The sequence below is a fragment of the Legionella sp. PATHC039 genome (genome assembly GCF_026191275.1).
Lineage (GTDB): Bacteria > Pseudomonadota > Gammaproteobacteria > Legionellales > Legionellaceae > Legionella > Legionella pneumophila.
Window position 1 is genome coordinate 2,168,199 of record NZ_JAPHOP010000001.1, and the last position, 23,383, is coordinate 2,191,581.

The following is a 23,383-nucleotide window of genomic DNA, read 5'->3' on the forward strand; positions in this document are numbered from 1 at the left end:
CATTGACATAAATAAAACAAGTCTGCTTAGCCATTGCTCCTGTGGAGGTAAAATATCGAACTACAGGTTAAGATACCAATAAGACATAATCCTTAGCTAAGAGATCCGCATGATGTGGTGTTGTAAAAAATGCATTTAACTCACCTTGAGGATTAAATAGCATTACGGCCCCACTATGCTGTATATCATAATTTTCAGGCTCCGAACTCTCTTTATTGTTTATTTTTGCGTAAGCAATGCCCATTTCATGGGTCATTGATTTAATTGAATCCTCTTCTCCTCTTGCACCATAAAATGATTTATGGAAAGAAGTGACATAACTACCCAATTTATCAAGACTGTCTCTTTGCGGATCAATAGATATCATCACAACTTGAGGTAAATTTTTCACCCCTTTCTTTTCCAGAATTCGATACATTTTTCCAAGCTCTGCCATGGTAGTCGGGCATAGATAACCACAATTGGTAAATCCAAAAAATACTAAAGTCCAGCGCCCCTGCAAGCTTGAGTTATTGAAAGCCTTCTCATCTGTGCCTGTTAAGCTAAAATTATTGACAGTTCTTGGATTTTCAAGATAAGTCCCGTGAAAATCCGCCACATTGATCTTCTTTTTAAAATGAAAATTCTGAGAGATATAAATACCAGCCAATAAACTGACCAGGGCCAACACAGAGATTGTTACAGCGCCCCCTTTTATCTTTATGTTCATTCTAACCCCTTAAAAATAGTGATCTACTAATAAAAAGATAAACAACAGCATTAGGTACAGAATAGAAAATCGGAATGTTTGCATAGCAACGACTGGCTTATCAGTAAAATACAACTTATGTGCCCAAACCAAAAATCTGATGCCCAAAACCAAAGCACCCAGCAAATAAATCCAGCCGCTCATACTTACAAGAAAAGGCAAAAGACTGACTACCAGCAATAAAAGCGTATAGAGATAAATATTTAATTTAGTGAATTGAATACCGTGTGTCACAGGTAACATAGGAATTTCAGCATCTTGATATTCTTTATATCGATAAATTGCCAAAGCCCAAAAATGAGGAGGTGTCCATGTAAATATAATCAATACTAGTAACAAGGCCTGAGGATCCAATTGATCAGTAACCGCAGTCCATCCTAATAAGGGGGGCGCAGCTCCGGCTAGGCCCCCGATCACAATATTCTGCGAAGTGGCTCGTTTTAAATACCCTGTGTAAACACCAGCATAACCAATCAGTGTTACAAAGGTAAGTAATGCTGTTAATTGGTTCACAAACAGGATAAGAAGACTTAATCCCATTAGCCCGATAATGACCGCGAACCATAAGGCTTGCTTTACTGACACACGTCCATAAGCAACTGGTCTCTTTTTTGTTCTGGCCATAATCGAATCAATATGCCTGTCTACCAAATGATTAATTGCAGCGGCACTGCTAGCGCACAGTCCTATACCAAGTAAAGTAAAAGCGATTAACCGCAAGCTCACCCAGCCAGGAGCAGCTAAACACATTCCGACAATGACAGTGAGAAGCATGAGCAACACGACGCGTGGCTTACACAATTCCACGTAATCACGCCAATCCACAGGAAGTCGAGCTGCGTATTCAGTACGCATGGCTAACCTCCCTATCTTGTGTAAAATGCAAAGAACAAAATGCCACCGCTAATAATAATGCAGCTACACCATTATGAGCGACCGCAACCTTGAGCGGTAATAGATGAATCACATTCATTATCCCTAAAGTGAATTGAAGTAATACTAACATAGCCATGATAATAGCAGTTGCTCTTAAATAAATTGAATGCGTTTTGAATACGATTATTAATGACAGAGCCAGTAGATAAGTAGCAGTCAATATAGCCCCTATTCTATGAATAAATTGAATGCTGGCCCTAACTTCACTCTCAAGAACACCGCCTTGGTAATTGGCGCCTATCGTAGAAAATAAATTAAATCCTTTTGCAAAATGCAATTCAGGAAACCAGGCTCCGTTACATAATGGAAAACCAATACACGAAATACCTGCATAATTGGCACTTACCCAACCACCCAAAGCAATTTGCAACAAAATGATAACAATTCCCAAACGCAACCAAGGTCGCCATTCAGGTAAATTTTGACCCTTTAGCTGGGCTATCTGCAAACGAAAACGGCATAAACAGGCAACGATTAACATGCCTCCCAGCAAATGTCCCATGACAACTACAGGCAGTAATTTTAAAGTAACAGTCCACATTCCCAATGCCGCCTGAAATACCACAAGCATAAATAAAGCCAAGGGAAGATGCCAAGGCAAATCTTGGTCCTGACGACGCTTGAACCATACCTGGAAAGCGATGAAAAAAATCAACAGGGCTAAGGTTCCTGCCGCATAGCGATGAGCCATTTCGGTCCAGGCTTTCTTGGATTCAATAGGAAGGTCCGGATATTGTGATTGAGCTTCTTGCAAAGCTTTATCTGCTCCTGGAAGAACCATGCGACCATAACAACCTGGCCAATCCGGGCAGCCTAAGCCCGCATCAGTTAAACGAGTATAAGCACCTAACATAACGACAAAAAAAGCCAAAAAAACAGCAAGAGTCGCTGCTAATCGTATTGAACTATTAGACATCAATTTATCCGCTCTTAATTTCAGTTGTATTGAGTAAAAGTTTCAAATCTTTATATATATCACCTGGGTTACATCCTGGTTGATAACTCAGTATGAGGTAATTATCCGGGTTTGCTATAAAAATTTTAGCTTCAGGATATAAAGTCGACAATTTAGACATTTCAGTTAATGATAAGGCAGCAACATGGATATCTTGCTCTTTTAAAATGGGTTTTAATTCCTCTGCGATCAATGAGTCTTTGTTGCTTAGAAGCAACCATTCATCCACCTGATATAATTTTCTCCCAAAAGAAAGGCGGACTCTTCCCAACATATTAAGCTGCTTAAGACAAGTCTTGTCACAACCATTAGGATTCCAATAGATAATGCGCCATTTTGCACTGCTATCTAATGGTTTTAGAGCGATCGGTGGAGAAAGTAAAATTCCTTTATTTACTTTAGAGGTTCCAAGCCAGGAAGGATGTTTATAGAACAAATAAGCGGTTATTCCTGGTGCAGCAAAAATCACTACCAAGAGTAATAATGTCATGTATTTATATGGTTTTTTCATTTTTCTTCAAATTAAAAATCACGAATATAAACAGAATAACCAATGCCATGGCAAACCACTGTATTGCATAAGCAAAGTGCCTTTGCGGGGGCATGGATACTATCTCCCATTCACGCACAAAACCAAAAGGCTCATTCTTGTCGAGGCGAATAATAAACGGATAGACCTTTTTTTGCAAAAGTTGTTTCAGTATTTCTTCATCAATGAGCTCAAGAAGAGTCACCTTATTCTCTTTTTCTTCAAAACTTGGCCCTAATACCCATTGTTTTTTACTTGGAAAATAAACCATGCCAAATAGTTTATATTTGCCATTGGGAGTCTGAACATTAGGAAAAGTGCGTCGAGTAATGTCCCCAGAAACCCACCCTCTATCCACCATAACGATGGAATCATCATCAAGAAGCATAGGAGAAACAACGTTATAACCAAACTGATGTTGATAATGTTGATTATCAAGCAAAAATAACTTTGGCAGAAAAGCTCCTTCAATGCTGATTCGTTGATATTGCTCTGGCAATTTTTGCCCTGGCTGCCAAGTTATGGGTTCCTGCTTTGCCAGCGCTTGTTGTGCGGTTATCATTTCAGTTTTTTCATCAGCTCTGTGTATTTGCCAAAATCCAAGGCTAATGAATAAAAAAAAGCAAACAACCGTAAGAATAAGCATTGGCCAATTTGAGGTGAAACGAAAATTAAAACAGGTTAAACTAGGCATCTTTTATCAACTACTCATTTGGTTAGCTAACATTCCCCTGAAGCTAGCAATGTTAGGAGTATAACAAATGTTCACTAAAATCTTCATCATCTTTGTCATGATTCTTATTGTGGCCTCGTTAGCGAGCGGGCTCTTTTACCTGGTCAAGGACACTGATAAATCAAAGCGCACAGTCAAAGCGCTCACCGTGCGCATTGCAATTTCATTATCTTTATTTGTGTTTTTATTTATTGCCTTCAAATTGGGATTGATTCAGCCACATGGAATTTAGCTTTTGGCTTTTAATAAATTCACCTCAAGAGATAGAGTCATGGCTGAGATAATGAGATATTTTTAAATAGTCATTTCAGCCACCTTCAGGAAATTCCACCTAATCCACAAGACGACAAACAACGAGAAAAATCTCTCAGCGAGCATCAATTGACCATAAACCAATACCACCGTTCCAAGCAGGAAGGGCTACTCTCTTACAATAAAATTTCGAAATTGCTCAATATACTATCTATACTTTTGTTGTAACTCTCAAGAGGGATGGTGAGCATCATGATGATAATTCTGTTTTTATTTTATTTCATAATAGGATTACAAATTATATTTAAACCCAATAAAACGATAATACCCCAATTTCTTTTCAGTTTGTTTCTTATACTAATCAGCTTCAATTATCACAGCCATCTGGTGAACCTATGAATAAACAAATGCAATGGCATCTTTTCGGGAATACTTCGGGGTTATTGATAATTTGTTGCCTTTTGATCTTGGCCTTCCTGGATCAATTCATCTTTTATGAACTACCCTGCCCTACATGCATTTTGCAAAGAATTTGCTTTGTTGCAGTAGGCCTCTGTTTTGTTATGAATTTAATGCTGGGTATTAGAGCTTCACATTACGGGCTGATGCTTTTGGCAAGTCTTTTAGGGCTGTCTATCTCGGTTCGACAAATGTATATTCATTTAACACCTGGTGATCCTGGTTATGGCGGCCTCTTTTTGGGTTTGCATCTTTACACTTGGTCAGCAATCATATTTTTAGTCATTATCTTATTAATTGCTGGGGCTCTAATCCTTGATAGGGGCCTCATGCCAGATTATAAAGTACGAAGCAAGTCAGCAAAAGTAATGATATGGGTATTTTTTATCTTGATTCTTGCCAATGGAATCAGTACATTCTTGGAATGTGGACCGCACGAATGTCCAGATAACCCGAGCAAATATTATTTACTAAATAATAATTAAGGATCTTGAGGATTTAAAATGCGTCTTTTGTTTATCAGTTTAATTCTTGCCAGCGGATATTTACAGGCCGATACAATAAATAATTATATGAATATTGCTAACAATATTCCGCAAATGGAAATGAAAGCAGACCCTCAAGCTCAAGCATGGGCCAGATCGGCACGTCATGTACTTACCATCACCAGTGAAAGTATTGCTGAAACTTTAATCCAGGCGAATGAAGCCGCAAAAACACAAGGTAAACCTATCTTTTGCTTACCACAAGGTGTGCAACTTAATTCTTTTGTAATGAACGAGCTCATACAACAAACCTATAAAGAAATATCCAGTCAACAAAGCGACAAAGATAAAATGACCGTTTCTCAAGTGGCTTTATTAGGGCTTAGCAAAAAATACCCTTGTGAACCCAGTCCTCAGGAGAAACAAATTCAACATGTGGCTTCCCTGTTATCGCCACAATAGCACCCGCAGCAACAAAGTCCCGGAATTTTTTTTCTACATCCGCTTCTTTAAACCAGACGGCATGTTCTGAAAATTGTTAGAGTGGGCATGGCAAAGCAAAGTTGGCAGAGCGTCAAACACTGTGAACTCCCTTGCCAATGTTTGCAAAAACTCTGCCTTGCTGGTTTTTTATTGATTTTAGTGTTTATTAAGCGCAACTTTAGCTTCTTTATAATTACTTACTAAATTCCTCAAAAGCTTCCAATGCTTCTGCAGCATACATTAGAGAAGGACCGCCTCCCATATAAACCGCCATACCCAATGTTTCCATTAACTCTTCTCTTGTCGCTTGCAGTTTCACTAAAGTTTGTGAATGAAACCCTATGCATCCGGGGCATTGCTTGGCCACGGCCAACGCCATAGCGATTAATTCCTTGGTTTTTTTATCTAGTGCACCGTCTTTCGTCGCCGCTTGTGCCAAAGAAGAAAATCCAGTCATTAACTCTGGCATCTCTTTGCGAAACTTGGCTAATTGTGTAGTGATATCTTTTGTAATGTGTGAAAATTTGTCTGACATGAGGCTCTACTCCTTTCCTTATTATATTTTTTCAAGCGTCTCTAATTTACAGCATAATATTGGGATGCAAAAGATGTATTCCCTAATTTAACGTGAGTAATGTATAAGAGATCGTTGTCTTGAATCGTCCAGGCAGAGGATATCGCCTGATTCTTATACAATCTCTATCGATAACTCACGTAAACTTAAGAAGTGGCGATTTCAGGATATTGCTCGATTGAGCGTTTCCCTAGCCAGAGTAAGTCTTTTCTCAACATTCCCTAATTCGGTTTGTAAATGCAAAATAGTTGCAGGATTAGAACAAGACTTCATTTGCTCTAAAGTATTTCTCATGGCTTGATATTGTTCCTCCAAGGCACAGATCTTCTCTTCCATGCTTTTAATCCATTGTTGTCTTGTACTAAGAGTCGTCAAATCAAAAGAAATTTTTGATTCAGGTTTATTATTCTTTTTGTCCATTTGGCATAATATGACCAGTACATTAATTTTTTTCTGAATACGCTCTGCCAAAAAGCATGCAATTGACTCATCCTTATGTTTCTGTAAAGCGCGAATATCATCCTGGATTTCCTTGATACAGGCAGGTCCATTGAATTCTATAACGGAAGAAAATATGCCTTTGGGCAAATTATGAATTGAAATAGAAGAACTCAATCCACTGATCTTCCATTCTAGCTCTGGTAATCGTGCAGATAGTTCTGCCAACAATTCGTCAATATAGCCCATCTTTTGAAAGTTACATAAACAACTAGGGTTATTAAAATTAACCTGTCTTGTTAAATTATACAGCAGGTTCCAAATCCGCCTCTTTGGATTGCAACCAACTGGTTATAAAAGGAGGAGCACACATGAGCAGCAAACCAATAATCAAAGTCAATTCATAACGTGTTGCACCGCCGACATTAATCCCCTCTGGAGGAATAAAACTAACCGCTAAAGTGGTAACAACTCCAATGATACCTATACCTGCAACAAACAACATTCCTGCCATACCTCCTGGAATTTTAAAAGGTCTGGGATGGTAAGGTTGGCTTATGCGCAATTTAATTGCTGCGACAAACATGATCAAATACATCAGCATGTATAATTGAGCCGCCAATGCCGTTAAGAGCCAATAGGATCCATTGACACTGGGCATAAATAAGAATAACGCCGACAATACTGTGACTATGGTTGCCTGGGTGTATAGCATCATGGCCGGAGCACCTTTTCCATTAGTCCGTTGAAATACCTCTGGTAAATTCCCTTCTTCTGCAGCAACTAATAAACCTTTGGTAGGGGCAATGATCCAATTACTTACACCACCAAGCCCTCCGAGAACCAACATCACAGCTACCACAGGCATCATCCAATCCATGTGATATTTAAGGAAAAAGGCAGAAAAGGCTTGCATAATTCCAGCAACTAGATTGATGTCCTTTTGTGGGAGCACTACCGCAATCGCTAATGAACCTAAAATCAAAGTACTCAAAATGATCCCTACAGAATAAACCAGGGCTTTGGGGAAAGCATACTGGGGATCCTTCACATCATTAGCATGCACTGTAGCAATCTCTATCCCGCAAAACGACAATATGATAGCAGTTAATGAAACCCACATGCCCTTATCTGATAAATGGGGAACAATACTTGGCATGTCAAAACTGATTTGTAAGGGGTTCCCTTGAGCTATCCAAACAGCACCCAAACCAATGATCAAAGACATGGGTAATAATAATCCTGCCAAAGAACAAATATTACTGAACATGGCCGATGATTTCATGCCGCGCAAATTCACAATGGTTGCTCCCCAAAAGCAACTGACAATGACTGCCCAAAGAAAATAAGGATTGGTAGTTAAAGAGGGGTTAATAAGATAACCTATTGTTCCCGCAACAAACGATAGAATCGTAGGATACCAAATCACATTTTCTATCCATTGCAACCAAATGGCTAAAAACCCTGATTTTTTCCCAAAAGCTTCCTTAACCCAGATATAAACGCCACCCTGCCTGGCCCACCCAGAAGCTAACTCTGCCGAGACCAATGCGGTTGGGATGAGGAAGAATAAGGCACCCAGGATAAAATAAAAAATCAATTGACTCCCAAATAATGCAGTAGCTGGCAAGTTACGGATACTGTCCACAGAGCCAACGGTAATCATAGTCAAGCTAAATATAGTGAGAGAATGTTTTTTATTGCTCATTGTATTCCTTCAGTGAGGACTATTTGGAATCAAAAGTTTATTATAAAGAAATAAGCTTAAGGAAACCTTAATAATCGAATAAAAAATAACCAAATATACCCCTTAGTATACTGACCTATAAAATTGACCCAACAGGCATTGAGAATTTTCATTTCAGTACAGGTCCGATGCGAAAACATCATATGATGTTATGTCATTAAAAACCAGTATTCTGTATATAAAATTAATAACAAGAATCTTTCTAATGCATATTAAGTGGTTTGTTTACTAATAGGGCGCAAAATCCCAAGGTCGAGACAAAAAACTTGAGCTGCTAAAAAGACAAATTTTATTCTCCTATTTCATACCAAAACCAGGTTGCTGTGATTGATAAGAAATAGTTTTCACTCCTCTCTGAAACAAAGTACCTTTTGCCTCAGAAAATTTAAAGCGACGAGAGGTTGAGTTCTCTTGCGCACAAGCTTCTTTTTCCAATCTCTCCTCAATCATTTGGATTGCAAGGGTATGCTCATTTTTAAGAGCATGATCAAGTGCGGTCAAACCGTCATTATCTTTAATAGAAAGAGAAGCACCTTTTGCAAGCAACAAATTAAATAATTTTCTATCCTCTGTCACTACGGATTTTTTACAGGCGTACATGAGCGGCGTCCTCCCCTTGCTGTCTTGGGGATCGATTTTAATTCCACGTATATTCAACAGATCTTCGACTATACCACTACCACCATACCGACAGGCGATATGGAGCAAAGTAGAAGAATCGCTTTTACGCTTTTGGTTAACTCTATGTCGAGAAGTACTCAGCATGGCACGTACTACATCTCTTCTTCCCAAATAGATGGCGGTAAGGATAGGCGAATCATCACTTAGCCGTTGTCGAGAAAAAATTGACCAGCCAGAATGAATGCATTTTTTTACAGAATTCATATCACCCTGAGTAGCTGCCATGGAAAAAAAAGCCAATCGTTCAGGGTAAGAAGTTTTGGTTCTGACTGGAAACACAGGGAATACATTCTGCAGTGCTCTTGACAGTTTTTCTTCAGGATTAACTGAAACAAAATCGGTATTCACGGTCAATCGACTTCCCTGAAGGTTTTCGGCACAAACACGATACAACTCTTTAACCAGGTTTCGGGACGAGAACTCAAAGTAAGGTTTATTTTTGTCTTGTTGGTATAAATCATTGATGTTAATAAACCGCCAGACATTACCAGCCAGTTTAAATCCCATGGCATGATCTGCGGTACTGATAATTACTGCAACATCCTCTCTGATGCCTGTTCTTTTTAATAATTCAAGATATTCTGTTACTTCATCCTGATTTAAAAAACTATGCGTCTTATAAAAAATGTGTTTTGCAACGGAAGAATCGGCATTTATGGCTTTCAAAATGGAATTAATATCAGGCTGCCATACCAGTTTTCTGTATTTCTCTTTATATTGTAAGGGATCTTGAGCAATACAGATTTTCTTTCCTAACTGAGGCAAAGTTTCAATGATCTTCTCATCTTTGCTTAATGATTGGTTCCTTTCTTTCTTTTCTTTAATTTGTTGTAATGTTTCAGGCAAACCAAACTGGTGGGTTCGTAAATGATGCAATTGGCGGTAGAAAAAGGATTCTTTACCCTGAGCCACTGCTAATGCCCAATTGAGAGTGAAGCCATAACAGACTCCTTCAAACTTGGGGTGACCTAATTGTGTTAAGACATTCGTAATGCCATCATGAGTTAATTCACTGGTATCCTGTTTTTTGGAGATCAAGGAAGTAGAATACGAAAGAAGCTTGGGCATGAGTTGATACACGACCAAACCACAAACTAGCATAATACAAATTAAAACATAAATCATATCCTTTGAGCCTGATGCTATCCATAATGAATTCAGTATAAAATTAACCCATAAAATAAGTCGAGGGGAAGTCAGGATTAAATTTTATTCAAAAAACTTGGTAATACCAAAAAACAAACAGCATTACCCAAATACTTCAATAAAAAAATAACCCGGACTGTAAATTTCATATCCGGGTTATTGAGATAATTACTAAACAGGTCATTAAGACTAGTTTAAAATAAGCTAATAAATTTGCTGTGGCCACTTTTCTCATAACAGGATTTAATATACTCAGGAACCCAAGACTCTGATCCATCACAAGGTTTTGCTCCAGAATCATCCATAATTTCCAAGGAAGCTCCTGCTTGAACCAATAATTTAATGGTTTCTTTATCTCCTCTTTTAATCGCATAATGTAAAGATGATTTACCAGACTTATCTTGAATATCAACAGAGGCGCCAGATTTAACTAATAATCTTGCGCAATCTAAGTGCCCCTGCATCACAGCCCAATGAAGTGCCGTGTATTGATTGCCTGCTTTATCTTTTTTATTCAAATCAGAAGTTGACATTGACGCAATCAACACCTTCAATTCAAACAAGCGACCCCAAGCTGCTGCTCTGCGTAATGCTTGATCAAAAATAGGTGACGTAGTTTCACCACTCTTGCGAAGGGACATGCATACGCTAATGCATTGCTTATGTGATTGCGTCGTTTTAGGTTTTCCGATAAAGCTTAAAAGTTCACCTGCCACAGTTCCATTTGCTTTTGCAATGATTCTTTTATTCATTTCTCCCAAGCGACCAGTAACTGACGACATACCTAAGAGAGATTTAATTTCTTTCATTTGACTTTCTTTCAATGGTTTTTCTGCGAAAAGCAAATTAGACAAATCGGTAATTAATTTCGGCATAGCCCCAAATAACGTTGTATCACTGGAGCAAATGGATTTCACAGCAATCAAATAAGAAGCCACGAATTGTGTGTTATTAGACATTGTCTGATAATACGTTAATTTACCATCTTGCATCGCCTCAATAGAACTCATAACCCCTGTGGAAACAACCAAAGGACCAGAAGACTTTGAAACCATGTTTCGCATTAAACAATTATCGACCGAATCATGGAAGAAAATCTGGGGCAACGTTGATGATACCGAACTACCTTTGTACTGTAGACTATGTAGAACCATTTGAACTTCTTTTGATTGTTTGGCGTATTCACCCACCAAGACATATTGCCTCATCCCAGTTAAAGACATGTATTGATTTATCAAATAAACGTCATCAATCCCATGTACAGCGGCAAGATACATAAATCCATATTCGCCGCTTGGTATTTTTTGTAATTGTGTGGAGTTCATCTCCGGTAATTCATCGACTCTTGGCAAGGATGGTAATCCTAATCGATCATCACCTAAGCCTACACTTTGTATTAGAGAATCGTCTTCGTCAAAATGCTCATAAACATTAGGCTGATCACCTTTATGGCTTATGTACAACCAGGATTTAGTAAATTTATCGCCTTTTGCTATTGCCTTTTGGTTAGCAGCTCCAATAAATAAAAATTTGCTGTCAGGAGAGAGAACTCGCTTCAGAATATCACTTGGCGCGTATTTGCATCGGTTTGCTTCAATGAAAGCCACCACTTCATTATCTACCGAGTCAAATAATTCCAATGCACATAAGCCTACGCTGGTCCCTTCAATCATTACACGGCCATCAACTGCTTTGCCATAAAGGCTTTCAAATTTTGCAATTCCATCCAAAGTAGAGGTTAAGACCACATCGATATCATCAGAAGTTTTTTCTCTAACTAAATCTTTGGCAATCTGTCCAGCCAGAGCAAAATCGCCTTTTGCAGTTGAATTAACACAATTAGCATACACCAAGATTATTTTAGCCATAACTTTCACCACATCCAGATACAAACTGCGCAAAATAATAACTAAAAATCATTAAGAAAATATTAAGAAAAATAAGCAATTTGATTTTTTATTGCCAAATATAAAGAGATGAGATAAATGCTTGCTGAAAATAAACCTTAAAAAATAGGAATAATGTATTTTTAATTGAAGTGTTTTTTATGAGAATTTATAAAAAAAATTTTAAAATCAATGGGTTATTCTATATTTTTCAATTTTAGTGTTAGTGATATATTACTTTTGCCTCATCAGAAAATCTCAGTAAAAAGAGAGAAATGGAAATAGGGCCAGTCAATACAAATCAAAAGCTTGGTTGTACAGCAAATCCGATATCCTCGAAGCAACAGATGAGTTATTGCAATTCTTTGCACTTCTTGTTTCTTCTTAAGAAAACCTTAATATTGATGTTTTAAGCTATGGGGACAAAATATAGACAACTGCTTTTTTTAAAATCATTGGAGTCCCTTATGCCTAAAGCATTTACGCATTTGTGTAAAAAAGTTAATCTCAGTTTATATAACGATACTTTGACTGTCTACCCTAAATCATCTGCACTGCCAAAACCTATTCAAATACGTAGTGACCTTGATCTTTTTGAGCTTGATCTTCATATGGTTCTGTTGTTTTCTCAAATGGAGTGCAATAGTGCACAGGTTAAGCAATTTTTTATGATGCGTTCGAATGAACTTGGTGTCTATCGCTTTATACATCGTGACGACACTGATCATGATTTGTATCATCAAGATGAATTTAGCATGGACGATAACCATTATCATGCTCAATTTGACAAGACTATTGATGAGAATAAATTGGAAAATATTCTGGGAATACTTGAAAAGCATTCTCTTATTTCGTCTGAAGAGCACGTAAGCTTTATCGAAGCCTACCATAAAGCCAATACTCTCACCGAAGATATGCCAAAACTGGAAACAACTCTGCCCAGTCCTTTGCCTATATCCTCTCCTTCAGTTCACTCAGGCGCAAAAAGACCTGTTGTGAAAGAAAAAGAAGTAGCTACTCCAACAACTTTCGCAGGACTAAGAGTAGCATTTTTCCTTACTTCAACAAAAACAACAACAAAACCCTTATCCAGATCTCATGATGATGAGAAGAAAATCGAAACGAATGGGTATGGGCTCGATTAATTAATATAGTTAGATAAACCATAGTAAAGATCGTTCTATTGGTTTACTTAATATGACAATTTACGCTGATTTACCCAAAATCTAAAAAACTGTAGAGTAACTAAATAAATTACTCTACAGCTTCTAATTACAAAATCATAAAAATAACCCTAATTGATTCACTGTTATCAATTACTGTGACTGATTAATCCGTTTTTCTCTGTGGTATACTTTTAACTCCCTATGTTATAGTAGTTATTTTTTAGGTACTACTTATTATGTTTGAAAATTTAACCGAACGCTTAACCCGGACCTTTAAAAATTTGAGGGGTCAAGGTCGCCTGACAGAAGACAATATCCAGCATGCTTTGCGTGAAGTAAGACTGTCTCTTATTGAAGCAGACGTGGCTTTGCCTGTTATCAAAGAGTTTATTGAGCAAGTAAAGCAAAAGTCTCTTGGGCAGGAAGTCTTAACCAGTTTAAATCCCGATCAGGCATTCATTAAAATCGTGCATGATGAACTTATTCACGTCATGGGCGATGAGCGGGTTGAACTTGATTACAAAACCCAACCGCCTGCTGTCTTTTTAATGGCCGGCTTACAAGGTTCTGGTAAAACAACGAGTACGGCAAAACTCGCGCGTTATTTGAAAGAAACCGAAAATAAAAAAGTCATGATGGCAAGCGTTGACGTATACAGACCAGCCGCCATACACCAACTGAAAGTGTTAGCTGAACAAATTGACGTCGCCTTCTTTGATTCAGACCCTAATGAGCAACCCATAAAAATAGCTCAAAAAGCATTGGAAAGCGCCAGAAAACAGTATGTTGACATTCTCATTCTCGATACAGCAGGGCGCCTGCACGTTGATGAAGACATGATGTCTGAAATCAAGTCTTTGCATAAAGCGGTCAATCCAATCGAAACCCTTTTTGTCGTTGACAGCATGACAGGACAAGACGCTGCCAATACTGCAAAAGCATTTCATGAAGCCCTCCCTCTGACTGGTGTGATTTTGACCAAAACGGACGGCGATGCTCGAGGAGGAGCGGCGCTATCTGTCAAACAAATCACAGGGAAACCTATAAAATTTATAGGGAGTGGTGAAAAAATAGAAGCCTTGGAACCCTTTCACCCTGAACGGATTGCATCAAGAATATTGGGGATGGGAGATATTTTAACTCTCATTGAAGAGGTAGAGCGCAAAGCCGACAAACAAGCCAGCGAAAAACTGGCCAAAAAATTAAAAAAAGGGAAAGGGTTTGACTTAGAAGATTTCAAACAACAATTGTTGCAAATGAACAATATGGGGGGTATCTCCGGGATGATGAGCAAATTACCCGGAGTGGGGCAATTGCCAAAGCAAGCCATGCAGCAAGTGAATGACAAAGCGATGGCTCAAACCATTGCAATCATTAACTCTATGACTCCCAAAGAACGCCGTATACCCAAAATTATTGTAGGCTCACGTAAAAAACGCATAGCCTTAGGCTCTGGAACTCAAATTCAGGATGTCAACAGACTATTAAAACAATTTGAGCAGATGCAAAAGATGATGAAAAAATTTACCAAACCAGGCGGAATGCAGAAAATGATGAGAGGAATTGGTGGCATGGCCGGATTGAAAGGCATGTTTCCAGATGATTTAAAATAATTCGTAAGAATTACTTCACATGTCGATGTAATTTTCGTACAATACACGGCATTTTTATGTAACCACTCTAACAGTAGAGGAAAATAATGGTCGTTATACGTTTATCACGAGCTGGCGCTAAAAAGCGTCCTTTTTATCACATGGTTGTTACTGACAGCCGCAAACGTCGCGATGGAAACTACATTGAGCGTATTGGTTATTTTAACCCTGTAGCACGTGGACAAGAAGTAAAGCTTCACATTGATATGGATAAAATGACCCACTGGCAAAAAGTTGGGGCCCAGTTATCCGATCGAGTCAGTGCCTTGTTAAAAGAACATAGCAAAAAATCAGAGACAGCTGCTTAACCAAAGTGAATAACAAGACAAACTGGGTTATCATCGGCCGTTTTGGCCGACCCCATGGTATTAAAGGCTTTGTCACGGTACATTCCTTCACAGACCCTGCTGATAATATCTTGCGGTACAATGACTGGCACGTTTTTTTAAATAAACAGTGGCAGCCCCTTAGGTTATTGACAATAGAAGTAAGAAGTAAAGCGATTATTGCTCAAATTGAAGGGTACCCAGAGCGTGAATTGGTCTCTGCATTAACCAATTTAGATATTGGTGTGCAAGAATCACAGCTAGCAGCTTTGGCACCAGGTGAGTATTACTGGTATCAACTGATTGGCATGAGTGTCATAAACTCCAAAGGCGATCTTTTTGGAAAAGTTGTTGAAATCATGCCTACTGGCTCGAATGATGTACTTGTTGTGGAAGGTGAAAAAAGACATTTAATTCCCTATCTTCCAGGACAATTTGTAATCAATATTGATGAAAGCCAGCAAGTAATCACTGTTGATTGGGATATGAATTTTTAGTGGCATTACATCTTGGAGTCATCACCCTGTTGCCTGAAATAATACAAGGCATCCATTATGGGGTAACCGGCAGAGCTATTGAACAAGGCTTGGTTAAAATTGATTGCTGGAATCCTAGGGATTGGTCATCAAGACCTTATAAGCAAGTGGATGACAAGCCCTATGGTGGTGGACCAGGAATGGTCATCATGTATGAACCATTGCATGCTGCAATAAAGCATGCGCGCAGTGAAATGAAGGAAAACTGCAAAACAATTTACTTAAGCCCTCAAGGCAAGGCAGTTAGACAGAACGATTTAAAGCAAATAGCTACCCAAAAACAATCCTTGCTATTTGTTGCAGGGAGATATGAAGGAATTGATGAGCGAATCATTAATCACCACATAGATGAAGAATGGTCGCTAGGGGATTTTGTATTAAGTGGCGGTGAATTGGCCGCAATGGTATTTATTGACGCGATAATTCGCTTGATACCTGGAAGCCTTGGGCATTTGGGTTCAGCAGAACAAGATTCATTTATGAATGGATTACTGGACTGCCCACATTATACTCGGCCAGCAACTATAAATGGACTGGATGTACCTGATGTTTTATTAGGAGGAAACCATAAAGAAATAGAACGCTGGCGTAGGAAACAATCCCTGGGTAAAACCTGGCTCAAACGCCCGGATTTACTTGAGAAAATACAATTAAGTGAAACAGACAAGCAATTGCTTGCTGAGTTTAAATACGAACACGGCGATTCCTGCTGAGGATAAGCCAATTTGAGGAGTAGTCTATGACTAATATTATTGACCAAATTAATGCCGAACAAATGCAAGGCAAAGAAATTCCTGATTTCAACCCAGGCGATACTGTTCTGGTCCAAGTAAAAGTTATTGAAGGTAACCGTGAGCGTTTACAGGCATTTGAAGGCGTTGTGATTGCCAAGCGTAACCGTGGACTAAACTCTGCTTTCACTGTACGTAAAATTTCCCATAACGTTGGTGTAGAGCGCGTTTTCCAAACCTACAGTCCTATTGTTGATAGTATTACGGTGAAAAGACGTGGTGACGTTCGTCGTGCCAAATTATATTACTTAAGAAATCTTGCCGGTCGCGCTGCTCGTATTAAAGAAAAATTATCTGGTAAGAAAGGCGATTAATTCTTGAATGATAAAATGCTCCTCGTGTCTATTTTTAATACTCCTGTGGGTAACCTGGAAGTAGCCCATGATGAGCATTTTATTTTCAATGCGTCCTTCACAGACAAATCGGGCGCTCCAGCCCAAAACCAATTGGCCCATTTAATTGCCAGTGAATTGAAGGCTTACTTCGACGATCCCCATCACCGTTTTCAGCTCCCTCTGAAACCTCAGGGAAGCCTATTCCAGCAAAAGGTTTGGAATACGTTGTTAGTGATTCCCGTTGGCAGGACAGTTACCTATGGAGAACTCGCTACAAAACTGCAAAGTAGTCCAAGAGCAGTTGGACAAGCCTGTAAATGCAACCCACTGGCTTTATTTGTTCCTTGTCATAGAGTAGTAGGGAAGCATGATCTTGGAGGGTATATGGGAAATCCAAACGCCATTTCTTATAAAAAAAATCTGCTCGCTCATGAAGCAAAAATCATCTGATGAATTAAATTTATAATAATCGATATTACATTGATCAGAACTTACAAAAACGCCAAGGCAAAAAATATTTCTAACGAAGAGATTAGCAAATCGTGAGAGATTAAACTTTGGGATTCTTATCCACATCAGAATTGATATTCAAAGGTGGGGAAGGAGGTTGTAATATACTAAAAAATCTGGCACTTAATCCCGTTAATATTCGTACCGTATTATCGATAAACGGCAACGGCGAAATTTTCTTTAAAAACTCCTCTTCGAACTCAGCAGGCTTCATTTCCCAAAGCTTTTTTACATACACGGCTATTTCATCATGAACATCTTGATTTAATTCGGTTTGCTCATTGAGATACTTGGCTAATCGAACAACCAAGCTGATGCGAGAAGATTTTAATTGATCATTTGGCAAGTGTGCAGACTCTAATAAACTAAGATAATCTTCAATTAAATATTTCAGATAGGTTACAGAATAAATTTGATCAAACGCTTTAGAAACCGCTGAAGAGTCTGCTTCCTTAACCCAAGTAAAAAATTTATCTTGCTCTTGCCCTAAAAACTCGACAAATCGTTGCTTCTCAAGATAAGCATTGTTCATAGCCATTAATTGGAGCACTTCCTTACTTGATAATTTTTTCGAAGTAATATAGTGCTCTTGCAGATTATTTGTTAAATACACCATACAGGGAAAAAGAGCGATAGAAATTGTAGTGAGTGCATAGGATAATCCCTCTCTTAAAGGCCTGGACTCCATTTCATGAACGGCATACAAAATAGCAAATTTTTTAATGTCATCCAAACAAAAGCCATTATTTAACCATTCAAATATGAGCAAGCTTATCATTGCATCAGCTTCTTGATTTTTGTCGTTCTTACCATAATATTCCACAATAAATTTTGGCCACTGCAGAAATAGAAGGTATTTTCCATCACGTAAAGCTTGAAGATATTCCTTTGTTGATGAAAGCATAGTTATCCATTACCAAAATCTGATTATTCAATTTATAACATTAACAATACTAAAAATCTTGTGAAAAATTATTTCATGTTAAACAACATACGCACATCAATTGTTATCCTATACTTAAAATAAAACGACAAATCAGGTGGGGAATTCCATGAAAAATAAATTGGCAATAAGTATATTATTATTCCTGTTACCAACGGCTGCTGCCATGGCTAATTGTGATTTAACCAAGTTTCGATGGGATTGTGATCTTCCAGTACAGGTTAAGCCCAGTCCAGGCGCTTCCTCTCTAGTGTATTGTGGAAGCTCTTACGGCTATATCACAAAGCAGCAATATGATATTCTGACTCGCTATCAACGTGCCAGTGTCAATATGGTTTTGGATATCAATGGTGAATACATTGATAGCCCGTGTATAGGAGCGGAACGTTAAAATTTTTGTAGCAATGACTTACAATAGACAATGAGAAAATAAAAAGGAATATTATTATTTCCAGCAAGTTGCTTATTCAAAATCAAGAATCTCTGGACTTGTGGGTTTTCAATAAACTCAAGTATCAATATCATAAATATCACTTCTTCTGTATAATGGAAAAACAAATCAATAAGCTATTTTGCTATGCACATTCAAATTGATGGCATTCCTATAGAAATACTGAGAAAACCCATTAAAAATTTAAATTTGAGAATTTATCCTCCCGATGGGTTAGTGAAAGTGAGCGTCCCTTTAAAATACAGCGAACAGCTAATAAAACAACAGCTGCAGGAAAAAAGTGAATGGATTCGTGCCCAATGCCAGCGAATTCGCGCACGATCTTTTTATCGTGAACCATCACTTCAAACAGGCGCAACCATTCCATTCAAAGGTAAAAACTATTTATTAATTGTTGAAGAACATCATGGCCCTTCTCAAATCCTGATTAAAGATGAATTAATTTATTGCTATACAAAACCTGATTTAACTCCACAGCAAAAACAGAACATTCTGGAACGCTGGTATAGAAAAGAAATGAATCTTGTCATTCCCAGGCTTATTCAACAATGGGAAGCCATAATGAAAGTCGAAATTAATCAATGGGGTATAAAAAAAATGAAAACCCGTTGGGGTTCGTGCAATCCTCGCGCACAAAGAATCTGGCTCAATCTTAACTTAATCAAAAAGCCTTTGGAGTGCCTTGAATACGTTCTTGTTCATGAAATGGTGCATATTTTGGAAGCCAGCCATAACAAACGATTTTATGCACTCATGTCACAATTCATGCCCAAATGGCAAGAATATCAAAGGATACTGGAGGGTACACCTAATGCCAGTACGTTTTCAAGGTAATCATCGAATTCATTACCTCATTATTTCCAAAAAATAATTCTTGGCGTACAATGCATTATCACTTTGCCTGATTGGTGTAGACAGGTTGTTTAATCCGGACTTAATTGCCCATAATATTTGTACTCAAGGATTTCATATCATTGATGAATTTCTGGAGGAGACACACTACTGCTCTTTACGAGACATGGCTTATGAATTAAAACAGCAAAATTTATTCAGAAATGCAAAAATTGGCCAGAACTTACAAGCGCTGCAAAATGACAAGATTAGAAGCGATCAAATTTTCTGGATAGATGCAGACTCCCCTTATCCACCCATTCAAGCTTACTTAAAAAAACTTATCTCTTTGGGCAATATTCTGAATCAAACCATGTATCTTGGTTTAGCAGAATTTGAAACTCATTTTGCAATTTATCTCCCTGGAACCTTTTATAGAAAGCACATTGATCAATTTGAAAGCACAAAAACCAGGAAAATATCATTTGTCTATTATTTGAATGACACTTGGCAAAAAGAATTTGGTGGCGAATTGTTACTCTACAATATTGAAGATGAGCTCATTCAAAACATCCCTCCATTGGGAAATCGGTTCGTCTGTTTTGATAGTCAATTACCGCACGAAGTTCACCCAACTCAACGAACGCGCTTCAGTATGACAGGCTGGATGAAAACACGCTCAACCTCCGTACTGGCCGACAATAAACTGACCCAAATAACTCAGTAGCACTTTATCCGCTGTTCTATAAAAAAATGAATAATTATTTTTTAACTTCACAACAGCTATTGAACTTTAATTTAAGTTGATATTAAATGAAACACTATGATTCCATGGATCAGGAGTTAATTACCATGCCTATCAGTAATGCCTTTCTTAAGTTATTCAGTGAATTTGTTGATAATTATGCGCGCAATGGCACCCCTTCATTTTATCATTGGGCAAAGGAACAAAATCATGAAGTCATTAACAAATTTTTCCATGAGCTTTTGGAAATTATTAAATCAAACACAGAAACATTCCATGATGTCAGTATCATAGAGCACCTTAATGCTACGGTACTATTATCAGCAAAGACCAATCCCTACTTACTCGATTGTTGGATTTCATTTATTACTAAATACAATGCTGAAACCAACAGTTTTACCCCAATAGGGGTTTCGATGCACATTAAAGTCGGGCCAGAAGGCACGCCATCCGAACGGATAATAAGGGAGCTCAAAGAAAGTCTGGTCATGACGCAACAAGCGTTTATTTTAGCTCAAAAAGCCAATGCTACGGAAGTTGATTCTTTAAAAAGACAACTTGAGCAAATAAAGCAAGAAAACGAGCGCTTAGTCACACAAAATCAATTTCTAAAGGATCAAGTCAGGGCAGAAAAAACATTTGTAGACCTTAACCCACAGATTAACAATGCCCGGGAGCAACTCAGTGCTTTAACAGAATTAATACAAACTCTAAGCGAAATCACAAATGCCAAACCCAAAATAGAAACTGTATCTTCGCTATCCATTCCAGCTGTTACAGAAAATAAATCTGACCTTTTAAAGGAAAATTCATGCTCTGTCGCCTCTGTATCCAAGGAAGTTACTCCTGCAATCAGTCAAGAGCCGAAAAAAAGACCGGTTCCGCCGCCCCCCAATGATATGAATGGTCAAGCATTATCTACCAATATACCCCCTAAAGAAGATGTGTCTATAAAAGTTACAATACAGTCCATGCCCAAACCAAATTCAACCCAACCTGTTGCAAAAAATTCAGGTTTCTTTTCAGGCGATGGTTTTTTAAAAGAATTAAATGCAAAAATTAAAGAAAGAAAGGAACGCCCAAAAGATGAGTCACATACCACTCCCGTCGAAAAAGAAAATCTCTAGTTAAGCCAACTTCTGTTCCTCCTGAATATAGGGCACTCTTAGATAAAATGGAGGAAATTAGAAATGTAGTAACCGGGAAATATCCTCATACCGATGACTCATCGCCAGAGTCAACTCCTCCTTCATCCCCAGAATTAACCCGTTGGAAGTGAGGGATGAATTAAAATCCATAGTCTACTGTAGAATAAAAATTATGGTGTATAATAGCGTTTTTACTTAAGTAATAAATCATGCATGCCTTAGAAATTAAACAACTTTCAAAAACCTACTCGAATGGAGTTGAAGCGTTAAAAGGCATTGATTTAACAGTGAATACCGGTGATTTTTTTGCCCTGTTAGGAGCAAATGGCGCTGGCAAATCGACTACCATTGGTTTAATCACATCTTTAGTCAATAAAACCTCAGGAAATATCAAAATTTACGGCTTCGACCTGGATGCTTATCCGGAAAAAGCCAAATCTTGTCTGGGACTTGTACCTCAAGAAGTCAATCTGAATATTTTTGAAAACTGCGAGCAAATTTTACTGAATCAAGCTGGCTATTATGGCATTTCAAGAAAAAAGGCTTTACCCAGAGCAGAAGCCTTGCTAGAACAACTAGGACTTTGGGGCAAGAGACGTTCTATAGTACGGCATTTATCAGGTGGAATGAAGAGAAGACTTATGATTGCCAGAGCACTGATTCACCAACCCAAATTACTGATTCTGGATGAACCCACCGCCGGTGTTGATATAGAAATAAGACACAGCATGTGGGATTTCCTAGCGAGAACTAATGCAGAGGGAACAACGATTATCCTGACGACTCATTACCTGGAAGAAGCAGAACAATTATGTAAAAACATAGCGATAATCGATAAAGGTCAAATTATTAAAAATACCTCAATGAAAGCCTTATTACAAACCTTACGCCATCAAACCTTTATCTTTAACACAGAAAACCCTATTGATTATTTACCGGATATACACCCGTTCAATGTGACTCCGATTGATCCAACTACTTTTGAATTGCGCGTTGACAATAACTTCAGTTTAAATGAAGTATTCGCTGTATTAACAAAACAGGGAATAAAGATTCACAGCATGCGCAATAAAACCAACCGATTAGAAGAACTTTTTATGGATCTGATTAAAAATGGGATTTAAATATCAACTTATCGCCCTTTATACCCTGGTAAGACGTGAAGTGGTTCGTATGTTTCGCATTTCGAGTCAAGTATTTTTGCCGCCAGTAATCACCACAACGTTATATTTTCTAATTTTTGGCAGTTTAATTGGACCTCGTATTGGAGATATTGAGGGCGTGGATTATTCACAATTCATAGCACCCGGATTAATTATGATGTCCGTTATCATTAATTCCTATGGAAACGTCTCTAATTCACTATTCAGTGTAAGATTTCAAAAAAGTATAGAGGAAATGCTGATTAGTCCCATGCATAATGGACTCTTATTGTTAGGTTATGTGATAGGAGGCGTGCTGAGAGGATTAATCGTCGCAATTCTGGTTTTTGTTATCTCTACCTTTTTTCTGCCTGTTGAATTAGATCATTTACCAATGACCCTTCTAGTCGTCGTGCTTGTTGCGGCCATATTCTCGCTTGCTGGATTTACCAATGCCATGGTCGCTCGAAATTTTGATGACATCATGTTGATACCTACCTTTATCCTGACCCCTTTTACTTACTTGGGAGGAGTCTTTTATAGTATTAATATGCTGCCCCCCTTTTGGCAAAAAATCTCTCTTTTCAATCCAATTTTATACATGGTAAACGCTTTAAGACACACCATGATCGATCAAGAAGAGGTTAGTATTACTCTGGCCATGATTATTATTTTCCTGATGTTAATTGCTTTGACAATAGGGAATATGATTCTTTTAAAAAAAGGGGTAGGGTTTCGCGAATAAAAAACCGGAT

Annotated in this window: 28 protein-coding genes; 17 read left to right on the forward strand and 11 right to left on the reverse strand. The window is 38.1% G+C overall.

Going from position 1 to position 23,383, the window contains the following annotated elements:
* Nucleotides 1-67: 67 nt before the first annotated feature.
* From OQI99_RS09805 to OQI99_RS09825, 5 genes are read right to left on the reverse strand one after another with little or no spacing between them, the layout of a single operon-like run.
* The gene (locus OQI99_RS09805) at nucleotides 68-709 is read right to left on the reverse strand and encodes an SCO family protein (RefSeq protein WP_265731819.1); all 642 of its coding nucleotides are present in this window, start codon (nucleotides 707-709) and stop codon (nucleotides 68-70) included.
* A 9-nt stretch (nucleotides 710-718) separates the two neighbouring features.
* Nucleotides 719-1,603 (reverse strand): heme o synthase, encoded by an 885-nt coding sequence (gene cyoE, locus OQI99_RS09810; protein ID WP_265731820.1) that lies wholly within the window; start codon nucleotides 1,601-1,603, stop codon nucleotides 719-721.
* Nucleotides 1,593-2,600 (reverse strand): COX15/CtaA family protein, encoded by a 1,008-nt coding sequence (locus tag OQI99_RS09815; protein WP_061513154.1) that lies wholly within the window; start codon nucleotides 2,598-2,600, stop codon nucleotides 1,593-1,595. The genes cyoE and OQI99_RS09815 overlap by 11 nt, the downstream gene beginning before the upstream one ends.
* A 4-nt stretch (nucleotides 2,601-2,604) precedes the next feature.
* On the reverse strand, nucleotides 2,605-3,150 hold the full coding sequence (locus OQI99_RS09820) for a hypothetical protein (protein WP_010946159.1): 546 nt from the start codon (nucleotides 3,148-3,150) through the stop codon (nucleotides 2,605-2,607).
* Nucleotides 3,134-3,862, reverse strand: a complete 729-nt coding sequence (locus tag OQI99_RS09825; RefSeq protein ID WP_265731821.1) for an SURF1 family protein — start codon at nucleotides 3,860-3,862, stop codon at nucleotides 3,134-3,136. Before OQI99_RS09825 ends, OQI99_RS09820 begins: the two co-directional genes overlap by 17 nt.
* A gap of 67 nt (nucleotides 3,863-3,929) precedes the next feature.
* Here OQI99_RS09825 and OQI99_RS09830 point away from each other — a divergent pair, with 67 nt between their 5' ends.
* The 4 genes from OQI99_RS09830 to OQI99_RS09840 all read left to right on the forward strand — a co-directional run bounded on the left by OQI99_RS09830 (nucleotide 3,930) and on the right by OQI99_RS09840 (nucleotide 5,559).
* Nucleotides 3,930-4,133, forward strand: a complete 204-nt coding sequence (locus OQI99_RS09830; RefSeq protein ID WP_011213058.1) for a twin transmembrane helix small protein — start codon at nucleotides 3,930-3,932, stop codon at nucleotides 4,131-4,133.
* A 275-nt stretch (nucleotides 4,134-4,408) separates the two neighbouring features.
* On the forward strand, nucleotides 4,409-4,552 hold the full coding sequence (locus OQI99_RS16250) for a DUF5993 family protein (protein ID WP_416209986.1): 144 nt from the start codon (nucleotides 4,409-4,411) through the stop codon (nucleotides 4,550-4,552).
* On the forward strand, nucleotides 4,549-5,097 hold the full coding sequence (locus OQI99_RS09835; RefSeq protein WP_061513151.1) for a disulfide bond formation protein B: 549 nt from the start codon (nucleotides 4,549-4,551) through the stop codon (nucleotides 5,095-5,097). Before OQI99_RS16250 ends, OQI99_RS09835 begins: the two co-directional genes overlap by 4 nt.
* Nucleotides 5,098-5,115: 18 nt before the next feature.
* Nucleotides 5,116-5,559: a hypothetical protein gene (locus tag OQI99_RS09840; protein ID WP_010946156.1), complete on the forward strand. Its 444-nt coding sequence runs from the start codon at nucleotides 5,116-5,118 to the stop codon at nucleotides 5,557-5,559.
* Between the two features lie 214 nt (nucleotides 5,560-5,773).
* On the opposite strand, the gene OQI99_RS09845 is transcribed toward OQI99_RS09840, so the two are convergent.
* The 5 genes from OQI99_RS09845 to ankY all read right to left on the reverse strand — a co-directional run bounded on the left by OQI99_RS09845 (nucleotide 5,774) and on the right by ankY (nucleotide 12,067).
* Nucleotides 5,774-6,115 carry a carboxymuconolactone decarboxylase family protein gene (locus OQI99_RS09845; protein WP_061514521.1) on the reverse strand — a complete coding sequence of 114 codons (342 nt, stop codon included), beginning with the start codon at nucleotides 6,113-6,115 and terminating at the stop codon, nucleotides 5,774-5,776.
* Between the two features lie 201 nt (nucleotides 6,116-6,316).
* Complete coding sequence (locus tag OQI99_RS09850; protein WP_080447590.1) at nucleotides 6,317-6,907, reverse strand: lpg0405 family Dot/Icm T4SS effector; 591 nt, start codon at nucleotides 6,905-6,907, stop codon at nucleotides 6,317-6,319.
* Entirely contained in the window at nucleotides 6,897-8,300 is a 1,404-nt protein-coding gene (locus tag OQI99_RS09855; RefSeq protein WP_265731822.1) for an amino acid permease, read from the reverse strand. Before OQI99_RS09855 ends, OQI99_RS09850 begins: the two co-directional genes overlap by 11 nt.
* Before the next feature lie 336 nt (nucleotides 8,301-8,636).
* Entirely contained in the window at nucleotides 8,637-10,181 is a 1,545-nt protein-coding gene (gene ankG, locus OQI99_RS09860) for a Dot/Icm T4SS effector AnkG/AnkZ/LegA7 (RefSeq protein WP_265732362.1), read from the reverse strand.
* A 179-nt stretch (nucleotides 10,182-10,360) separates the two neighbouring features.
* Nucleotides 10,361-12,067 carry a Dot/Icm T4SS effector AnkY/LegA9 gene (gene ankY / locus OQI99_RS09865; RefSeq protein WP_265731823.1) on the reverse strand — a complete coding sequence of 569 codons (1,707 nt, stop codon included), beginning with the start codon at nucleotides 12,065-12,067 and terminating at the stop codon, nucleotides 10,361-10,363.
* Between the two features lie 440 nt (nucleotides 12,068-12,507).
* On the opposite strand from ankY, the gene OQI99_RS09870 reads away from it, so the two are divergent.
* From OQI99_RS09870 to OQI99_RS09900, 7 genes are all read left to right on the forward strand, one after another.
* Nucleotides 12,508-13,197, forward strand: a complete 690-nt coding sequence (locus OQI99_RS09870; protein WP_080447593.1) for a hypothetical protein — start codon at nucleotides 12,508-12,510, stop codon at nucleotides 13,195-13,197.
* 257 nt (nucleotides 13,198-13,454) lie between these two features.
* Nucleotides 13,455-14,831 carry a signal recognition particle protein gene (gene ffh / locus OQI99_RS09875; RefSeq protein ID WP_014843315.1) on the forward strand — a complete coding sequence of 459 codons (1,377 nt, stop codon included), beginning with the start codon at nucleotides 13,455-13,457 and terminating at the stop codon, nucleotides 14,829-14,831.
* 86 nt (nucleotides 14,832-14,917) lie between these two features.
* Nucleotides 14,918-15,178, forward strand: a complete 261-nt coding sequence (rpsP, locus tag OQI99_RS09880; protein ID WP_010946148.1) for a 30S ribosomal protein S16 — start codon at nucleotides 14,918-14,920, stop codon at nucleotides 15,176-15,178.
* Nucleotides 15,179-15,183: 5 nt separating this feature from the next.
* On the forward strand, nucleotides 15,184-15,693 hold the full coding sequence (rimM, locus tag OQI99_RS09885) for a ribosome maturation factor RimM (protein ID WP_265731824.1): 510 nt from the start codon (nucleotides 15,184-15,186) through the stop codon (nucleotides 15,691-15,693).
* The gene (trmD, locus tag OQI99_RS09890) at nucleotides 15,693-16,445 is read left to right on the forward strand and encodes a tRNA (guanosine(37)-N1)-methyltransferase TrmD (RefSeq protein WP_265731825.1); all 753 of its coding nucleotides are present in this window, start codon (nucleotides 15,693-15,695) and stop codon (nucleotides 16,443-16,445) included. Before rimM ends, trmD begins: the two co-directional genes overlap by 1 nt.
* Before the next feature lie 26 nt (nucleotides 16,446-16,471).
* The gene (gene rplS / locus OQI99_RS09895; RefSeq protein ID WP_010946144.1) at nucleotides 16,472-16,837 is read left to right on the forward strand and encodes a 50S ribosomal protein L19; all 366 of its coding nucleotides are present in this window, start codon (nucleotides 16,472-16,474) and stop codon (nucleotides 16,835-16,837) included.
* 15 nt (nucleotides 16,838-16,852) lie between these two features.
* Nucleotides 16,853-17,308, forward strand: a complete 456-nt coding sequence (locus OQI99_RS09900) for a methylated-DNA--[protein]-cysteine S-methyltransferase (RefSeq protein WP_014843312.1) — start codon at nucleotides 16,853-16,855, stop codon at nucleotides 17,306-17,308.
* A gap of 100 nt (nucleotides 17,309-17,408) precedes the next feature.
* On the opposite strand, the gene OQI99_RS09905 is transcribed toward OQI99_RS09900, so the two are convergent.
* On the reverse strand, nucleotides 17,409-18,272 hold the full coding sequence (locus OQI99_RS09905; protein ID WP_265731826.1) for an Lpg0393 family guanine-nucleotide exchange effector: 864 nt from the start codon (nucleotides 18,270-18,272) through the stop codon (nucleotides 17,409-17,411).
* Between the two features lie 148 nt (nucleotides 18,273-18,420).
* On the opposite strand from OQI99_RS09905, the gene OQI99_RS09910 reads away from it, so the two are divergent.
* The 6 genes from OQI99_RS09910 (at nucleotide 18,421) to OQI99_RS09935 (ending at nucleotide 23,373) form a co-directional block, all read left to right on the forward strand.
* Nucleotides 18,421-18,702, forward strand: coding sequence for a hypothetical protein (locus OQI99_RS09910; protein ID WP_265731827.1), 282 nt, complete (start codon nucleotides 18,421-18,423; stop codon nucleotides 18,700-18,702).
* A 186-nt stretch (nucleotides 18,703-18,888) separates the two neighbouring features.
* Nucleotides 18,889-19,596, forward strand: coding sequence for a M48 family metallopeptidase (locus tag OQI99_RS09915; RefSeq protein ID WP_265731828.1), 708 nt, complete (start codon nucleotides 18,889-18,891; stop codon nucleotides 19,594-19,596).
* A gap of 85 nt (nucleotides 19,597-19,681) precedes the next feature.
* Nucleotides 19,682-20,320, forward strand: coding sequence for a 2OG-Fe(II) oxygenase (locus tag OQI99_RS09920; RefSeq protein WP_265732363.1), 639 nt, complete (start codon nucleotides 19,682-19,684; stop codon nucleotides 20,318-20,320).
* An 86-nt stretch (nucleotides 20,321-20,406) separates the two neighbouring features.
* A complete protein-coding gene (gene vipA, locus OQI99_RS09925) occupies nucleotides 20,407-21,465 on the forward strand; it encodes a Dot/Icm T4SS effector VipA (RefSeq protein ID WP_265731829.1) in 1,059 nt (352 codons plus the stop codon).
* Between the two features lie 230 nt (nucleotides 21,466-21,695).
* The gene (locus OQI99_RS09930; RefSeq protein WP_265731830.1) at nucleotides 21,696-22,610 is read left to right on the forward strand and encodes an ABC transporter ATP-binding protein; all 915 of its coding nucleotides are present in this window, start codon (nucleotides 21,696-21,698) and stop codon (nucleotides 22,608-22,610) included.
* Nucleotides 22,600-23,373, forward strand: coding sequence for an ABC transporter permease (locus OQI99_RS09935; protein ID WP_061514511.1), 774 nt, complete (start codon nucleotides 22,600-22,602; stop codon nucleotides 23,371-23,373). Before OQI99_RS09930 ends, OQI99_RS09935 begins: the two co-directional genes overlap by 11 nt.
* The last annotated feature ends 10 nt before the right edge of the window (nucleotides 23,374-23,383 follow it).

Bases quoted from the DNA above. Each gene is read 5' to 3' on its own strand.
- OQI99_RS09805 (WP_265731819.1), bottom strand. From the start codon at position 709: ATGAACATAAAGATAAAAGGGGGCGCTGTAACAATCTCTGTGTTGGCC.
- cyoE (WP_265731820.1), bottom strand. From the start codon at position 1,603: ATGCGTACTGAATACGCAGCTCGACTTCCTGTGGATTGGCGTGATTAC.
- OQI99_RS09815 (WP_061513154.1), bottom strand. From the start codon at position 2,600: ATGTCTAATAGTTCAATACGATTAGCAGCGACTCTTGCTGTTTTTTTG.
- OQI99_RS09820 (WP_010946159.1), bottom strand. From the start codon at position 3,150: ATGAAAAAACCATATAAATACATGACATTATTACTCTTGGTAGTGATT.
- OQI99_RS09825 (WP_265731821.1), bottom strand. From the start codon at position 3,862: ATGCCTAGTTTAACCTGTTTTAATTTTCGTTTCACCTCAAATTGGCCA.
- OQI99_RS09830 (WP_011213058.1), top strand. From the start codon at position 3,930: ATGTTCACTAAAATCTTCATCATCTTTGTCATGATTCTTATTGTGGCC.
- OQI99_RS16250 (WP_416209986.1), top strand. From the start codon at position 4,409: ATGATAATTCTGTTTTTATTTTATTTCATAATAGGATTACAAATTATA.
- OQI99_RS09835 (WP_061513151.1), top strand. From the start codon at position 4,549: ATGAATAAACAAATGCAATGGCATCTTTTCGGGAATACTTCGGGGTTA.
- OQI99_RS09840 (WP_010946156.1), top strand. From the start codon at position 5,116: ATGCGTCTTTTGTTTATCAGTTTAATTCTTGCCAGCGGATATTTACAG.
- OQI99_RS09845 (WP_061514521.1), bottom strand. From the start codon at position 6,115: ATGTCAGACAAATTTTCACACATTACAAAAGATATCACTACACAATTA.
- OQI99_RS09855 (WP_265731822.1), bottom strand. From the start codon at position 8,300: ATGAGCAATAAAAAACATTCTCTCACTATATTTAGCTTGACTATGATT.
- ffh (WP_014843315.1), top strand. From the start codon at position 13,455: ATGTTTGAAAATTTAACCGAACGCTTAACCCGGACCTTTAAAAATTTG.
- rpsP (WP_010946148.1), top strand. From the start codon at position 14,918: ATGGTCGTTATACGTTTATCACGAGCTGGCGCTAAAAAGCGTCCTTTT.
- rplS (WP_010946144.1), top strand. From the start codon at position 16,472: ATGACTAATATTATTGACCAAATTAATGCCGAACAAATGCAAGGCAAA.
- OQI99_RS09900 (WP_014843312.1), top strand. From the start codon at position 16,853: ATGCTCCTCGTGTCTATTTTTAATACTCCTGTGGGTAACCTGGAAGTA.
- OQI99_RS09905 (WP_265731826.1), bottom strand. From the start codon at position 18,272: ATGCTTTCATCAACAAAGGAATATCTTCAAGCTTTACGTGATGGAAAA.
- OQI99_RS09910 (WP_265731827.1), top strand. From the start codon at position 18,421: ATGAAAAATAAATTGGCAATAAGTATATTATTATTCCTGTTACCAACG.
- OQI99_RS09915 (WP_265731828.1), top strand. From the start codon at position 18,889: ATGCACATTCAAATTGATGGCATTCCTATAGAAATACTGAGAAAACCC.
- vipA (WP_265731829.1), top strand. From the start codon at position 20,407: ATGAAACACTATGATTCCATGGATCAGGAGTTAATTACCATGCCTATC.
- OQI99_RS09930 (WP_265731830.1), top strand. From the start codon at position 21,696: ATGCATGCCTTAGAAATTAAACAACTTTCAAAAACCTACTCGAATGGA.
- OQI99_RS09935 (WP_061514511.1), top strand. From the start codon at position 22,600: ATGGGATTTAAATATCAACTTATCGCCCTTTATACCCTGGTAAGACGT.